12 protein-coding genes are annotated in these 16,031 nt (G+C 42.5%); 5 read left to right on the top strand and 7 right to left on the bottom strand.

The window, feature by feature from the left end:
• Positions 1-63 precede the first annotated feature (63 nt).
• Positions 64-1,158, bottom strand: a complete 1,095-nt coding sequence (locus tag ACRHOZ_RS10350; protein ID WP_431125332.1) for a diphosphomevalonate/mevalonate 3,5-bisphosphate decarboxylase family protein — start codon at positions 1,156-1,158, stop codon at positions 64-66.
• A gap of 92 nt (positions 1,159-1,250) precedes the next feature.
• On the opposite strand from ACRHOZ_RS10350, the gene ACRHOZ_RS10345 reads away from it, so the two are divergent.
• A complete protein-coding gene (locus tag ACRHOZ_RS10345; RefSeq protein ID WP_431125330.1) occupies positions 1,251-1,724 on the top strand; it encodes a TspO/MBR family protein in 474 nt (157 codons plus the stop codon).
• A gap of 2 nt (positions 1,725-1,726) precedes the next feature.
• On the opposite strand, the gene ACRHOZ_RS10340 is transcribed toward ACRHOZ_RS10345, so the two are convergent.
• Positions 1,727-2,254: a DUF1697 domain-containing protein gene (locus ACRHOZ_RS10340; RefSeq protein ID WP_431125328.1), complete on the bottom strand. Its 528-nt coding sequence runs from the start codon at positions 2,252-2,254 to the stop codon at positions 1,727-1,729.
• A 69-nt stretch (positions 2,255-2,323) separates the two neighbouring features.
• Between ACRHOZ_RS10340 and glpK the strand changes: the two genes are divergently transcribed.
• Together glpK and ACRHOZ_RS10330 are read left to right on the top strand one after the other, a co-directional pair.
• Positions 2,324-3,820, top strand: a complete 1,497-nt coding sequence (glpK, locus tag ACRHOZ_RS10335; protein ID WP_431125326.1) for a glycerol kinase GlpK — start codon at positions 2,324-2,326, stop codon at positions 3,818-3,820.
• Between the two features lie 34 nt (positions 3,821-3,854).
• Positions 3,855-4,583, top strand: a complete 729-nt coding sequence (locus tag ACRHOZ_RS10330) for an MIP/aquaporin family protein (RefSeq protein WP_431125324.1) — start codon at positions 3,855-3,857, stop codon at positions 4,581-4,583.
• Between the two features lie 3 nt (positions 4,584-4,586).
• Here ACRHOZ_RS10330 and ACRHOZ_RS10325 read toward each other — a convergent pair whose 3' ends face one another.
• Together ACRHOZ_RS10325 and ACRHOZ_RS10320 are read right to left on the bottom strand one after the other, a co-directional pair.
• Positions 4,587-5,861, bottom strand: coding sequence for an NAD(P)/FAD-dependent oxidoreductase (locus tag ACRHOZ_RS10325; RefSeq protein WP_431125322.1), 1,275 nt, complete (start codon positions 5,859-5,861; stop codon positions 4,587-4,589).
• Positions 5,861-6,613, bottom strand: coding sequence for a glycerophosphodiester phosphodiesterase (locus tag ACRHOZ_RS10320; protein WP_431125320.1), 753 nt, complete (start codon positions 6,611-6,613; stop codon positions 5,861-5,863). The genes ACRHOZ_RS10325 and ACRHOZ_RS10320 overlap by 1 nt, the downstream gene beginning before the upstream one ends.
• Before the next feature lie 185 nt (positions 6,614-6,798).
• On the opposite strand from ACRHOZ_RS10320, the gene ACRHOZ_RS10315 reads away from it, so the two are divergent.
• Positions 6,799-7,218, top strand: a complete 420-nt coding sequence (locus ACRHOZ_RS10315) for a hypothetical protein (RefSeq protein ID WP_422349209.1) — start codon at positions 6,799-6,801, stop codon at positions 7,216-7,218.
• 52 nt (positions 7,219-7,270) lie between these two features.
• On the opposite strand, the gene ACRHOZ_RS10310 is transcribed toward ACRHOZ_RS10315, so the two are convergent.
• The 3 genes from ACRHOZ_RS10310 to ACRHOZ_RS10300 form a co-directional block, all read right to left on the bottom strand.
• On the bottom strand, positions 7,271-9,139 hold the full coding sequence (locus ACRHOZ_RS10310) for an alpha-amylase family glycosyl hydrolase (RefSeq protein WP_431125318.1): 1,869 nt from the start codon (positions 9,137-9,139) through the stop codon (positions 7,271-7,273).
• A complete protein-coding gene (locus tag ACRHOZ_RS10305) occupies positions 9,136-11,439 on the bottom strand; it encodes a glycoside hydrolase family 65 protein (protein WP_431125316.1) in 2,304 nt (767 codons plus the stop codon). Before ACRHOZ_RS10305 ends, ACRHOZ_RS10310 begins: the two co-directional genes overlap by 4 nt.
• 69 nt (positions 11,440-11,508) lie before the next feature.
• Positions 11,509-12,528, bottom strand: coding sequence for a LacI family DNA-binding transcriptional regulator (locus tag ACRHOZ_RS10300; RefSeq protein ID WP_431125314.1), 1,020 nt, complete (start codon positions 12,526-12,528; stop codon positions 11,509-11,511).
• A 375-nt stretch (positions 12,529-12,903) separates the two neighbouring features.
• On the opposite strand from ACRHOZ_RS10300, the gene ACRHOZ_RS10295 reads away from it, so the two are divergent.
• Positions 12,904-16,017, top strand: coding sequence for a SusC/RagA family TonB-linked outer membrane protein (locus ACRHOZ_RS10295; RefSeq protein WP_431125312.1), 3,114 nt, complete (start codon positions 12,904-12,906; stop codon positions 16,015-16,017).
• Positions 16,018-16,031: the final 14 nt, after the last annotated feature.

The following is a 16,031-nucleotide window of genomic DNA, read 5'->3' as shown; positions in this document are numbered from 1 at the left end:
TTCGGTTGAAATCCAGCGCTATTTGCCAAATCCAGGACAAATAACGCTAAAATTTTGGCTCGATTACTTTTTAGGGATGATTAATTTTTTAGCTCCCGTCCCAATTCGATCACAAATATAGTGTCCGTTATCACAATGGGCAACCAATTCATCCTGAACGAATTGTATAACACTCTCCTTGATAGATTCTGGATAAAGCACATGCACATTGGCTCCGGCGTCCAAGGTAAAACAAACCGGCATTTGGGTTTCCTTTCTAAAGCTCCATATCTTATTGATGATTTCCAAAGTGTTGGGTTTCATCAAAATAAAATATGGATTGCTGCTCATCATCATAGCATGCAGGGTCAGTGCCTCGCTTTCTACCACCTTTACAAACTCTGCCAAATCCCCTGATTTCAAAATAGCTTGCAGGGAAGTAAGGTTTTGATAAGCCTGTTTGAACCGCTCTTTCGCAAATGGGTGCCCATGCATTAAGTTGTGCCCAACAGTACTACTTACCTGTTTTTCGCCTTTATCCACCAATAAAATAGTGTCATGATAATGTTTAAAATTATCATGGACCTTAAATGGGTATTTTAACCCAAATAAATTACTGCTTCCTTCAATAGATTCGTGCTTTCCCCAAACCACCAAATCGCCTTCCAAGCTTCTGCACGCACTTCCTGAGCCCAACCGAGCTAAAAAAGAGGCTTTCCTCATAAAAAAAGAAGGATCCATATTCGGCTGCATTTGTCTTTCCAAGTCCATTAGACAAAGTGCCAAGGCTGACATTCCACTGGCAGAGGAAGCTATCCCGCTACTATGGGGAAAGGAATTGGAAGTTTCTATAACAAAATGATATTCCTTGACAAAGGGTACATATTCGGCAATACGATCAAAAAATACTTCAATTTTTGGCTTAAAATCGGCCTTGGGTTTCCCGTCCAAATACAAGTCAAATGAAAACTTGGAAGTTGTCTCCTTTTTTTGAAATGAAAGGGTGGTCCTTGTGGCACAGGCATCCAGGGTAAAACTAATGGAGGGGTTGGCCGGGATTTGATTTTCCTTTTTGCCCCAGTATTTAACAAGTGCAATGTTACTCGGTGCTTTCCAGGCAACTTTTCCCGATTCAGGTAGAGCTTCAGTATGTTTTGGCAGAAAGTCTTTTTCGGTCATTCAAAAAACTTTTGGCAAAGATAATGGAGTGCAGGAGGTTACAAGGACTTGGATGTAAATAAATTCTTATTTTAGTTGGGAATGCCATTGCCATGAAAAAAAAACTGACCTATATAACTGTATCCGTACTTATTTGTTTGTTGATAGGTTTTCTGTCCAGTTTTGCCACCCAAAGTTCTGTCAATGATTGGTACGTTGGACTTAACAAGCCCAGTTTTAATCCCCCCAACTGGATTTTTGCCCCAGTTTGGACCACATTATATATTCTCATGGGAGTATCTGCAGGTATTGTTTGGTCCAAAGGTTTTCATCATATCTGGGTAAAGACCGCACTGTATCATTTTGGATTCCAGCTCTTGTTCAATGCCCTTTGGAGTATTGTATTCTTTGGATTAAAGAATCCGTTTTGGGCGTTTTTGGTGATTTTGGTTCTTCTTACCCTGATTGCGCTAACGATCAAGTGGTTCCGCGTTGTAAGCAAGTTGGCTTCTTTCTTGCTGGTTCCCTATCTTCTTTGGGTTTGTTTTGCCACCCTGCTCAATTACAAAATTTGGGAACTGAATTAGGATTAAGCCATTTCCAGTAACTTCATCATCGTCCTGAAATTTCGGGCTGTGGCCTGTACTTTTAGCTTGTTTTCAACGAGATTGTTGCTGAGTTTGGCTTTCCCATAACCAGCCTTACAACAAAGATACACGCAATTATGGTTTACATGAAACGCTTCATTTTCAAAATGAAGTAGATTAAAACCGTCCACTAAATCTTTTTCTGGCTCGGACTTAAGCAATACAAAATATAGGCTCTTTTCTTCTTCATCCGCAAAGGGATTTTGATCTATGATTAGTTTTAATTCCTCCTTGGTAAGTGCCAAGGTAGGTACATCAAACCCAAAATGTTCCAGGATTGCCTTATGTACTTCAATTTCAACTTCTTTCGCCGTAAGACCTTCCTTTCGACAACTTAAATTTCCGCTTTGAATGTAGGTCTCAACATCTTGAAATCCAGCTTGGGTAAGGCATTGCTTTAAGTCTGCCATTTTTATCTTCTTTTGACCACCCACGTTGATTCCCCTAAGGAGTACGATAAAAGTTTTCATCTTTCTTAATATGCATTTCGAAACTACACAGATTTATTTTACTAAATTGAGGGGCATCAAAAAAAACTTATGGACCAATATATCTTAGCCCTAGATCAGGGAACAACGAGTTCCAGAGCCGTAGTGGTGGATCAAAAGGGCACCATTGTAGCAGTAGCCCAAAAAGAGTTTACACAGATTTTCCCGAAACCAGGTTGGGTGGAGCACGACGCAAAGGAAATCTGGGCTACGCAAGCAGGGATGGCGGCAGAGGCTGTTAGCCAGAAGGGATTGAAAGCGGAACAGATATCGGCCATAGGAATTACCAACCAACGTGAAACCGTAGTAGTATGGGATAAGCAAACGGGGGAGCCCGTTTACAATGCCATTGTTTGGCAAGACAAACGAACGGCTGGATATTGCGACGAGCTAAAGTCCCAGGGCAAATCAGAAATGATCAGAAACAAAACCGGCTTGGTCATTGATTCCTACTTTTCCGGTACCAAGGTGAAATGGATTCTGGATCATGTGGACGGAGCCAGGGAGAAAGCCAAATCGGGGGACCTGTTAATGGGTACCATTGATACTTGGCTCATTTGGAAAATGACGGAGGGCAACTTGCACATTACTGATGTGACCAATGCTTCACGCACCCTTTTGTTCAATATCAATGCCATGGATTGGGATGCAGAGCTATTGGAGCTCTTCGGAATTCCAAAAGAAATGCTGCCCCAGGTAAAGCAGTCCAGTGAGGTATACGGCTACACGAGTCCCAACTTTTTTGCATCCAAAATTCCGATAGCGGGGATAGCGGGCGATCAGCAGGCCGCTTTGTTTGGACAAATGTGTACTCAGGAAGGCATGGTGAAAAACACCTATGGAACAGGTTGTTTTATGCTGATGAACATAGGGGACAAACCCATTGTTTCCAAAAATAATCTTTTGACCACCGTAGCCTGGAAAATTGATGGTAAAACGACTTATGCCCTAGAAGGTAGTGTGTTCATAGCCGGTGCAGTGGTGCAATGGCTACGTGACAGTCTCAAAATCATTAAGACCTCTTCCGAGGTGGAACAGTTGGCGGGTTCCGTGCAGGACTCTGACGGGGTTTACCTTGTTCCCGCTTTTGCAGGTTTAGGAGCGCCTTATTGGAACCAACATGCCCAAGGTACGGTATTCGGTTTGACCCGTGGTAGCACAGATGCCCATATTGCCAGGGCCGCCTTGGAGTCCATTGCCTATCAGACCATGGATATCTTAAGGGCCATGGAAGCCGATTCCGGGATTACCATAAACGAACTAAGGGTTGATGGTGGTGCAACGGTCAATAACCTTTTGATGCAATTCCAGGCAGATGTACTGGATACCGTTACGGTAAGACCCAAGGTGGTTGAGACCACGGTAATGGGTGCTGCTTATTTAGCTGGATTGGCAGTGAATTATTGGAAAAGTCCCGAAGAAATTCAAGATATTTGGCAGACCGATGTTCATTTTAAACCTTCGACGGAACGAGATACCATTGACCAAAAAATTAAAGGCTGGTACAAAGCCATAAAAGCTTTGGAATATTGGGCAAACGAAGCTTAAAACCCATTCCTAACAAATAACCAACCCACTATATATGACTCCTTTTATTTCAGAAATTGTTGGAACCTTTCTTTTAATCCTAATGGGATGTGGCGTTAATGCCAACGTATCCCTTCAAAAAACATATGGTAGCGGTTCCGGATGGATCGTAATTACCACCGGATGGGCCTTGGCCGTATACACAGGAGTGGTCGTAGCAGGCCCTCACAGCGGTGCTCATCTGAACCCTGCGGTTACCATTGGACTGGCTTTGGCCGGGGAATTTTCCATTTATGATGTTCCTAGTTATGTGTCAGCTCAAATGATCGGGGCCATGCTGGGAGCCTTTACCGTCTGGCTATTAAACAAGAAGCACTTTGATGCTACCGAAGAAGGTGATACAAAACGTGGTGTTTTTTGTACCGCACCAGCTATTCCCAATACGGCTCTGAATCTTTTTAGTGAGCTTGTTGGCACTTTTGTTTTAATATTCGCCGTTCTTTATTTCACGGATGCGATAAATACTTCGGATAACACTATAATTGGTCTTGGCTCACTTGGTGCCCTACCCGTTGCCCTGATTGTTTGGGGCATTGGACTTTCCTTGGGTGGTACCACGGGCTATGCAATAAATCCCGCGAGGGATTTGGGCCCTCGAATTATTCACGCATTGGTTCCCATAAAAAATAAAGGATCCAATGGTTGGGGGTATTCCTGGATACCCATTGTTGGCCCCATTTTAGGAGCCGCAGTGGCAGCCGGATTGGCCATAGCTCTTGCTTAAGAGCTACTTTTTGGAACCAATGGCTTGGGCGGCAATATAAGCCCCTGTCCAGGCATTTTGAAAATTAAAGCCCCCGGTAATGGCATCAACATTGATAATTTCCCCAGCAAAGTAAAGGTTGGGGTGTATTTTGCTCCCAAAAGTCTTAAAATTGATTTCTTTGAGATCAACACCGCCAGCGGTGACAAACTCCTCTTTGAAGGTGCTCTTGCCAATAACTCTATAGGTACCCTCTGTAAGTTCCTTGGCCAGACTTTGCAGCATTTCCTTGGTTACCTCGGCCCATCTCACATTGGTCTCGATACCTGCAGCGTGCACCAACTTGGCCCAAAGCCGTTTGGGAAGATTGACGGCTCTTGTCCGAATAACGGTTTTTCTCGCCTCCACCTCCTTGATTTCCCTAAGAAATCCTTCCATGGAGCCCAAAGTGTATTCGGGAGTCCAGTTAATCTTGATCTTAAAGTTGTATTGGTATTCACTCAGAATATTGGCTCCCCAAGCTGATAACCTCAATATGGCCGGACCACTTAGCCCCCAATGGGTCACAAGCACATCGCCTTCTGCCTGTAGCACCGGTTCTTCCCTAGGAGCACTTTTTAGGTTTAGGGCTGCCTTTGAGGAAAACAGCTTTTTGGGAGGTACCTGTACTGATGCAAAGGTGCTTACTCCTTGGATTTCGGCCAATCTGGAATCCCGAATATTAAAGGTGAACAATGATGGAACCGGCGGAACAATGGTATGTCCCAAATCTTCCAAAAATCTCCAAGCTTTGAGGCTACTCCCAGCGGCAACCAACAGGTTTTTGCCCTGGTAATGTTTGTTCATGGTGGTCACCTGCCATCTTCCGTTATCTTGAAGTTTTGAAAGTTGCTTTACTGCACTATTTTTCAATACTTGCACACCCAACTTTTGAGCTTCGGTAACCAAGCAATCTATAATGGTCTGGGAATCATCACTAACCGGAAAAACACGACCATCTTCCTCTATTTTGAGTGGTACTCCCCTCTGTTCAAAAAATTCCATGACATCACCAGGTCCGTGCACATGGAAAGGGCCCAATAATTCTTTTTTACCTCTTGGATAATTGAGAACCAGTTCGCTTGGAGAAAATTCACCATGGGTCACGTTGCACCTTCCGCCGCCTGAAACTTTTACTTTGGAGAGCACATTTTTTCCTCTTTCAAAAACGGCAATTTTCAATGTAGGGTCAAGCTCAGCAATATGAATTGCAGCATAGAAGCCTGCGGCACCCCCTCCAACAATGATTACATCGTACATTAATGTACCCGTTCCGGATAGTTTGTGATGATTCCATCCACTCCAAACTTCTTCATTTTCACAATATCCGAAGGTTCATTTACAGTCCATGTATATACTTTGAATCCCTCATCTTGCATCTCTGATGTATTTTCTTCTGTAAGGGATTTAAAATTGGGATTGATGGCAACGGCATTTAGTTCTTTGGCTACGGGAATTGCTTCCAAGGGGTCGTCCTCTGTAAGGATGGCGATCTGCACATTTGGGTTCAATCTTCTAATTTCCCTTAGCTCATCCCATCTAAAACTGGAGATAAGGATGTTGTTGGCAGCCCAACCTCTTTCCCTTATGTAATAGTCGGTAATGAAGTTTACCCGATCAGCTGTATCTGCACCCTTCAATTCTATATTGAGTGCGACTTGATTGTTGATCAATTTGAGCACATCCTGAAGCATGGGAATACGGTGGTTGCCATCCAAGATAAGCTGCTGCATATCCACAACATTGTATTCCTCTATGTTACCTCCCCCATTAGAGAGTCTCTCCACTCTTTCATCATGGAAAACCACTATCTCGCCACTCTCGATTTTAAACACATCAATTTCAATCATATCCACACCTAAATCCAATGCCTTTTGCACAGAAGCCAAGGTATTTTCAGTTTCGTGGCCCATGGCTCCCCTATGACCGATGACCAAGGGATTGGATTCAAACATTCCGCAACTATTGATTAGAAAAATTGTAAAAGAAAGCAATAGTAAAGTTTTTTTCATTCTAAGTCATTTTGAAAGCTAAAAATACGATTTGAAAATGAAATTTTGAGGGTAAACATATTCAATAAAATCCTACAAAAAAGCATCTAAATTATGCACTCAATATTTTTGGATATCACATTTTGTCAATATGTTAAATTTAATTTAATATTTTTATCATATTAATAACCAATAAATTAGCTCGCATGTTTTCAAAATCCAATTTACTGGCTACAGTAGTAGCGACAATTGTTATGTTTCTGCTTGGTTACCTCCTATGGGGAATTGCGGCAGAGAGTCTTATGGAAGGTCATGTTATTACAAACATCTTTAAGGAAGAACCCGACTTTGTTTTTATCATTTTGGGTAATCTTGTTTCAGCATTTGCCTTGAGCAATCTTTACGGTAAATGGGCCAGAGGCCACCACAGTGCCAAGGAAGGCGCTCAATTTGGTGCCTGGATAGGACTTTTTGCTGGTCTGGGAACAGCTTTAATCCAGTACGCCACTGCCAACATGATGGATTTGACCGGTCATTTAATGGACTTTGTTTTGGCCTTGGTTTACTTTGTGGTAACAGGTGTGGTTATCGCGCTGGTTTATCAAAAAACAGCTGCTAAGGAATAACGATAACTAACCGACCTCCAAACTTTGGCGGCCCACAATACGGGCCGCTTTTTTATTGAACACTAAAAATATATGATTCCAAAGGAGGGAGTTTTAACCTGATAGATCCCCGCCCTTCTAGGATTTTTAGCGTAGCTTTTTCAATTCCATACAACTCTTCCTTTAAAGCGTAGGCAGAATTTTTCAGACGCCACTTGGTTATCACATCCTCTGGTATCTTCAAGTCCAGGGTATACGTTCTATCCTTGTCAAAATTGGATATAACAATCAATTTTTCTTCATCTTTCCACCTCACAAAAGAGAGTATTTTATGATCATATCCTTCCGTATGGTCCTTGTTATAAAAATGGATTTCCTGATAGTCTCCCATCAGGGCATTGCTTGAGATCGTAAAATTGAGCAAGCGCTGGTAAAAGTCCCTTAAGTTTTTCTCATCCTCAGTAAGTTGCCCTCCATCAAAATGCCCATTGTTCATCCAACGTTGATGGTGCGGTACCCCAACATAGTCAAAAATGGAGGTGCGACTGGGTTTTCCAAAGCCCGCATCCTCCGCACCAGGCTCACCCACTTCTTGTCCAAAATAAATCATGGTTGGAGATGTGCTCAAGGTGGTAGAAACTACCATGGCCGGCTTTCCCATTTGGGCATTTCCCACAAACTCAGGGCTTGCAATTCGTTGCTCATCATGGTTTTCCAAAAAATGGAGCATGTGGTGTTCAATATCTGCCATTCCTTTTTGAACCACTGGGATATGATCTGTCCAACCATAGCCCTTCATCACATGCTTTATACTATCGTACAACTCCACCTTGTCATAGAGATAATCCATTTTTCCTTTATGGATATAATCGCGGTACAAATCTGGGTTGTACACCTCAGCCAACAAAAAAGCGTCTGGATTTTTTGTTTTGATATTGGAATTGAGGTAACTCCAAAACTCTACAGGAACCATTTCGGCCATATCATAACGAAACCCGTCTACTCCAAAATCCAACCAGTATAGCGCAATGTTCTTGAACTTATCCCAAGAATTAGGGACGGTTTTGTTTTCCCAAAACCGAAAATGTTCCGCATACCCTTGTTTTTCCATTCCCGTGGGAAGTTCCTCAAAATCCTTGGATCCATCGGGTCGCAAACCATAATTTACCTTGACCGTTTCATACCAATCATTGAAATGGGGCTGTGCCAGTCGCGAACCGTTGCCTGTCCATTTTGCAGGGTTCTCCTCAAAATTTCCATCTGCCAAAATTGATTCCTCTCCTCCCAGTGGTAAATATCCATCCTTCCATTCCGGAACCTTAAAAGTGCTTTCGGGTATGTAGTAAAAATTGTTATTGACATCGTACTCCTTGGAAACATCATCACAGGCTCCAAAATCCGAAGTGCCTTCTGGATTGGTCAAGCCTCGGTAGCTTCTGGCCACATGGTTTGGCACAATATCTATGATTACCTTCATTCCAGCTGCATGGGTACGATCAATAAGTGCTTTGAACTCTTCAAGGCGTTTAGCTGGATCAACTGCCAAATCCGGATTCACATTGTAATAGTCCTTTACCGCGTAAGGAGATCCTGCCCTTCCTTTGACCACATCGGGGTCGTCATTGGAAATGCCATAGGCTGTGTAATCATTGACCAATGCATGGTGGGGTACCCCTGTATACCAAAGATGTGTTACCCCCAAGTTCCTGATTTCTTCCAAAGCTTTTTCTGAAAAGTCGTTAAACTTCCCTACCCCATTCTCCTCAATGGTTCCCCAAGCTTTGTTGGTGGTATTGGTATTGCCAAATAGGCGGGTAAAAACTTGGTAAACAACGGCTTTCTTCTTCATGCTTGGTTTTGGATTGGCTTGATCAGGTTTGGATTCACAGGAAAGCACTGCTACCATCAGCAATAACAATACTATTCCCAAGTTGCGTTTCATCCTTCTATCTTCTCTCCTGGAACCAGTGTCACGGACTTGCCGTTTACTTGGATTGTCAAGTTGGCTTCTCCTGTTAATTCAAAAACGGAGCTCTTTTTGGACACGGATACGGTAACAATTTGGTTCCGATAGTTAATTTTAAAGGCATAGGAATCCCATTGTTCGGGAATTTGAGGGCTAAAGGACAACTGGCCATCCGTTACGCGCATTCCGCCAAATCCTTCAACAATGCTCATCCATGTTCCTGCCATTGAAGTAATATGCAGCCCCTCTTCCACTTCTTTATTATAGTCATCCAAGTCCAATCGGGAAGTTCTCAAATAGAACGTATAGGCCTGTTCCATCCTGCCCAGCTTTGCGGCTTGAATACTATGAACACAAGGGGACAGCGACGATTCATGTACCGTAAAAGGCTCGTAAAAATCGAAGTGCTTTTCCAAGGCATCCTGGCTGAAATGATCTTCGAAAAAATAGAATCCCTGAAGCACATCTGCCTGTTTGATATAGGGCGAGCGTAAAATTCTGTCCCAACTCCATTTCTGGTTAATGGGACGTTCCGACTTGTCCAAATCGGACACTTGTACCAAATCCTTATCCAAAAAGCCATCTTGCTGTAAGAAGACCTGGTGTTTTTCAGAGAACGGAAAATACATTTGATCTGCAACCCTGGCCCAATCCGAAGTTTCTTCGGAAGTGATTTTGGTCTTGGCCTGAATTCGTTCAAAATCCTGAGGATATTCCTTTTCAACGATTCTTACTTGCTCCAAAGCATATTCCATACACCATTTAGCCAAGTAGTTGGTATACCAGTTGTTATTTACGTTGTTCTCATACTCATTGGGTCCTGTAACACCCAACATGACATAGCGCTGTTTATCCTCAGAAAAATTGACCCTTTGATGCCAGAATCGGGCTATCCCAATCAGGACTTCCAATCCCATTTTTGGAATATAGCTGTAGTCCCCCGTAAAACGGTGGTAGTTGAAAATAGCGAAGCTAATAGCGCCATTTCTGTGTATTTCCTCAAAGGTAATTTCCCATTCGTTATGGCATTCCTCCCCATTCATCGTTACCATGGGATAGAGCGCCGCTCCATTGGTAAAACCTAACTTTTCGGCATTTTCAATGGCCTTCTCAAGATGGTTGTATCGGTACTCCAAAAGACTCCAGGCCACCTTCTGATTTTTAGTTGCCATATAGAATGGAAGACAATAGGCTTCTGTGTCCCAATACGTACTTCCTCCATATTTCTCCCCTGTAAATCCTTTGGGGCCAATATTAAGTCTGGAATCCTTCCCCAGATAGGTTTGGTTCAGCTGAAAAATATTAAATCGGATACCTTGTTGTGCTTTAATATCCCCTTCGATTGTGATATCGCTCATTTCCCAAATTTTGGCCCAGGCCTCCTCCTGTTTTGCGAGCAATGCTTCAAATCCCAATTCGGAGCCCTGTTTCAATACCTTCTTGGCAACATTGACCAACTGGGTTTTATCATGATTTCTTGAAACGGTATATCCTCCCAATTTGGTCAAGGTTATTTTTTCTCCCTTGGCAACCTCCTGTTCAAATTCAATGGAAGCATAGGTTTCATTTCTTGTCCCTGTATTTGAAGAAACTGAATTTCCATTGTAAGCTACTTGGGCCTCCATAAAAGTACAGGTGGCAAAATTGGTCTTCATGGTATGGGCATCAATAAATGCTTGGTTGCCCATGACATCTACCTTGGTAGTATTCCAAAACTTATCGTCCCAATTGCTGTCCTCATTGGTGATTCCGCTGTCCAAATAGGGCACAAACTTAATCTGACAATCTAGATTTATCGGTGTAACCTCATATGCAATGACCCCCAATTCATCCAAATCCAAGCTTAAAAATCGGGTTGCCTTAACTTGTAGTTCAATTCCATTTGCCATTTGGGCCACAAAACTGCGCTGGTACCAACCCTCACGCATATTGAGTTCCCTCTTAAAATCCTTAACGGCTTTACAGGTATCCAAATCCAATGGGTCACCATTCACAAAAACATCAATCCCAATCCAATTGGGGGCATTGAGAACCTTGGCAAAGTATTCAGGGTATCCATTTTTCCACCATCCTACCCTGGTCTTGTCGGGGTAATACACCCCTGCTATATAACTTCCCTGAAAGGTTTCCCCGGAATAATTCTCTTCAAAATTGGCCCTTTGACCCATTGCACCATTCCCAATGCTAAACAAGCTTTCGGATGACTTAACCCGTTCTTTATCAAAGCCTTCTTCAACAATAGACCACGCGTCCGCCTTTATATAATCCTGATTCATAATCTGCGCTGATTAATTGGTAAGTAAAAGTTAGTTTTCTAATTCTGCAGCCCTAGAGCAGGTGCAAACTTAGTTAATTGTAGAATCCCTTACCACCAAAGTAGGTTCCAAAATTTTGGTCTGGTAAGTTTCCTCTTCTGCTTCGCTCTCCACTTTTTCAATGAGCATTTGGGCAGAAATCTCTCCCATCTTTTGCCCATGCTGGGCAATTACAGTCAAGCTGGGGTTGGCGTATTCAGACAAAAATCCATCTGTAAACCCAATAAAAGAGATGTCCTCCGGAATTCTAAGTCCATTCCTTTGGGCCAAGCGCATGGTATACACAGCAAAAATTTCATTGACACAAAGCACGGCATCCATTTCTGTGGATTCAAAAAACTGTTGAATGAGCTCTTCGTCCATATCCATGCTGGATAACTTAAGGATTCGGGATTCATCCACTTCCAAATTATGCTCGGTTAAGGCCTTTCGGTATCCCTGGGTGCGAGCCTTGCTGACACTTAGATAATCCGCAGTGGTTATAAGCCCAATTTTTTTCCGGCCCTGATCGATCATTTTCTTGGCGGCCATATAGGCTCCAAGTTGATCGTCAATAATCACCTTATCGCACTCCACTTCATTGGTAATCCGGTCAAAAAGCACTACAGGAATTCCCTGTTGCGTGACCTCTTTTAAATGGTTGTAGTCATTTTTTTGCTGAGTCTCTGACGCCAAAGACATGATAAAGCCATCAATACTGCCATTGGCCAACATTTCCATGTTGATCACCTCCCTGTCGAAGGATTCGTCCGAGGAACATACAATTACATTGTACCCCCGTGCATTGGCATACTTTTCAATACCCCTGATCACTGTGGTAAAAAAGTGATGTACAATATCCGGAATGACAACGCCAATATTTTTGGTTCTTTTGTTTTTAAGACTAATGGCTATATTATTGGGACGGTAGTTGTAAAGTTTGGCGAAGGCTTGAATCTTTTCCTTGGTATCCCTACTGATCTCCTCACTGTTCTTCAAGGCCTTTGAAACTGTGGATATGGAGACCTCCAATTCCCTTGCAATATCCTTTAATGTAATCTTTGATTTCAATGCGCGCCGACTTTTCTTCCCAGTATTTTTTTGTACTTAGCCAATATACATCAGATCTCCACTTTAGTCAAACTTTTTTAACAAAATTGACGGTTAGATCAAGGGCTGGATTTTAACATAAAATAGCGCAAATTTCGGTAAAAAATAAAAATAGTATATTAGCTATAGGATTGCATAAACTTCCAAATCTTCAAGGGAAAATTGCGAATTGACTAATTAATAGATAAAAGCTTTACTAAACTCGCAAAATCCTAAAGTTATTAACACGAAACCGTTTTCGTTGCGAATCATACTCTAGCTAACTACAGATTAACTTTATTTTTATATATGTTTAACAATTGAATTGAAATTAACTAAACTTAAAATTAATTATTTATGAAGATTACGCTACTAAAAAGCATTTTGCTTTCTGGGGCATTTTTATGCTTTGGATTGGCAAAAGCTCAGACGGTATCTGGTACTGTTACGGATGTAAACGGTCCATTACCGGGAGCAAGTGTTCTTGTTAAGGGCACTACCAATGGTACGCAGACCGATTTTGATGGTAATTATACCCTAAGTGGTATTGACGATTCTTCTGTGTTGGTGTTCAGCTATATTGGCTACACAACACAAGAAATTACCGTAAATGGACAGACTACCATTAATGTTACGCTTCAAGAAGATGCCCAGGCATTGGATGAAGTTGTGATCATTGGTTATGGTACCACTACGGTAAAGGATGCAACGGGTGCTGTGGCATCAGTTACCGCTGAGGACTTCAACGGAGGTGTAATTTCATCTCCTGAACAGTTGATTCAGGGTAAGACCGCAGGTGTTCAGATTACGCAGACCAGTGGTGAACCGGGAGCAGGAGTTGAATTCCGTATTCGGGGTACAAACTCTGTGCGTTCCAACAACAATCCACTTTTTGTAGTTGATGGTGTTCCTCTTGCTGGAGATGACACCTCTGCAACAGGACAGGGAAGTTTAGGTTTGGGGTCCAGTGCGGCCAAAAACCCGTTGAACTTCTTGAACCCAGCCGATATTGAGAGTATCAGTATTTTGAAGGATGCTTCTGCAACAGCGATCTACGGTTCCAGAGGTGCTAACGGAGTTGTAATCATTACCACCAAGAGTGGTAAGGCTGGATCTGATGGTGTATTCGAGTTTTCTTCAAGCCTCAGTTTCTCCAAGCCTGCCAATGAGTACGACTTGTTGAATCGCGAACAATTCCTTGCCGGTGTTGCACAATTCGGCGGGGTTGCAGCGGATCAAGATTTTGGTGCTAACACAGATTGGCAAGATATTGTTACCAGAAACGCTACTTCGCACAACCAAAACCTTTCTTGGTCCAAAAACTATGGCAAGGGTAATATCCGTGCTACTTTTGGTTATCAAGATCAGTTTGGTGTTATCGAAGAATCTTCTTTGGAAAGAATTACAGGAAGAGCCAACTGGACACATCGCTTTTTGGATGACAAGCTTAGACTTAATGTACAAGCTACCGTATCCCGTGTAAATGATGAATCACCACCCATTTCTGGTAGTGCTGGATTTAACGGGGATTTATTGGGTGCTGCATATTCTGCCAACCCAACTTGGCCAACTGATGTTGATTTTGCCCCAGGTGGAGGTCTTTTAAGCCCTTCCAACTTGTTGCATGTAACTCAAAGTACAGCCTTTACCAACAGATTCTTGGCTAACGTTTCCTTGGAATACGACTTTACTCCAGAGCTAACCGGTAAGGTAACTTATGGTTATGACACTTCTGAGTCTACTAGAAAATCCGGAATTAGCCGTGATGTAGTTGGTTTGTCCAACGGTACTAGTGGTAATGGTCGTGCCGCAGTAAACGATATCAATGTAGCCAACAACCTGTTGGAAGCAACATTGACCTACAAGAAGGAATTGGAAAATTCTTTCCTTGATGTTCTTGTTGGTTTCTCATATCAAGATTTTGGAAGAGATGGAAGAAACATCCAAGGATGGGGATTCAATACTTCCAACCTTGACCGTATGGGAGATGATTTGGAAAGATCTGCCAATACCATTGAATCCAATATTAGTGGAAGATATCAGCAGTACGGTATTGGGACTGGACAAAGTGAGATATTTATAAATCGACTTTTCCCCTCGCCTGTAACTGATAATATTTCTTCTGTACTAATCGATGTACGTTCCATTTTTACGGACACTTTCGATTTTACGGATGAGTTACAGTCTTTCTTCGGTAGGGTTAACTACAGTATTGCAGACAAGTATTTGTTTACAGGTACAATAAGGGCTGATGGTTCTTCCCGTTTTGGTCCGGATAATCAGTATGGTTACTTCCCTTCCGGTGCATTTGCCTGGAAGTTACATGAAGAGGATTTTATGGGTGATGCGTTCTCAACACTTAAGCTTAGAGTTAGTGGAGGTATTACTGGTAACCAAGAAGGTCTAGGGTATGGTAACTTCGTTCGTAGAGAGCGTTATACAACCAACCCTGCTGGTGATATTCAGAATGGTGGGGAAATTGCTATCCCAGGTACCCAAGCAGTATCCTTCGTAAACAACCAATTGAAGTGGGAAGAAACACTTTCCTATGGTGTTGGTCTTGATTTTGGATTTAATAACGATAGGCTTTCAGGAACTATTGATGTGTATCGCAAGGAAACAACAGATCTTCTGTTAAGTGTTCCAGCTGCGCAGCCATCTCCTCAGCCTTTCTTCTTCCAAAACTTGGATGCAACTGTATTGAACCAAGGGGTTGAATTCTCTATTGCCTATGATTTTGCGCAATCTGAGGACTTCAACTTGAGTACTTCCTTCAATATTTCTTACAACGAAAATGAGTTGCAGGATTTTGGAGGTCAAATTCCAGCAGGTACCATTAGAGGTCAGGGACTTTCTTTGGCGTTTGCCCAGATTTTGGCAGGAGACCAGCCACTATTCTCCTATTTCCTAAGAGAGTTTGGAGGATTTGACAGCAATGGTCAGCCTATTGGTGATGTTCAAGGTTTTGTGGGTGAAGATGCACTTCCAGATGTTATTGCCGGTTTCTCTTTGAATACCTCTTATAAGAACTGGGATTTCTCAGCCTTCTTCACAGGTCAGTTTGGATTCTCTGTGTATAACAACACGGCCAACGCATTCTTTACTGCTGGCTCCATTGCCAACGCAAGAAACGTTACTCCTAACGTTTTAACAAGTGGAGAAGCAGGTAATGCTGCTGCAGAGGTATCTACTAGATTTTTGGAAAAAGGTGATTTTGTACGTTTCCAGAACGCATCCTTAGGTTACAACGTGCCTCTAAGTGGTAACGGAGCTATTAAAAGTCTAAGGTTGTCTTTAACGGGACAAAACTTGTTCTTGATTACAGATTACTCAGGCTTGGATCCAGAGGTAAGTGTATCACCAGCTAACAATGGATTGGACCTATTGAACGGTCTGCCAACTGCTGGTATAGATTTGACGGCATTCCCTAGACCAAGAACATTCACTTTTGGTGTTAATGCCACCTTTTAATTAAAAAAAATTGA

Origin of the sequence: Flagellimonas flava, from assembly GCF_050617915.1 — a bacterium.
Lineage (GTDB): Bacteria > Bacteroidota > Bacteroidia > Flavobacteriales > Flavobacteriaceae > Flagellimonas > Flagellimonas flava_A.
The sequence above is the reverse complement of the archived record's forward strand: the minus strand, read 5'-3'. Positions and strand labels throughout refer to the sequence as shown.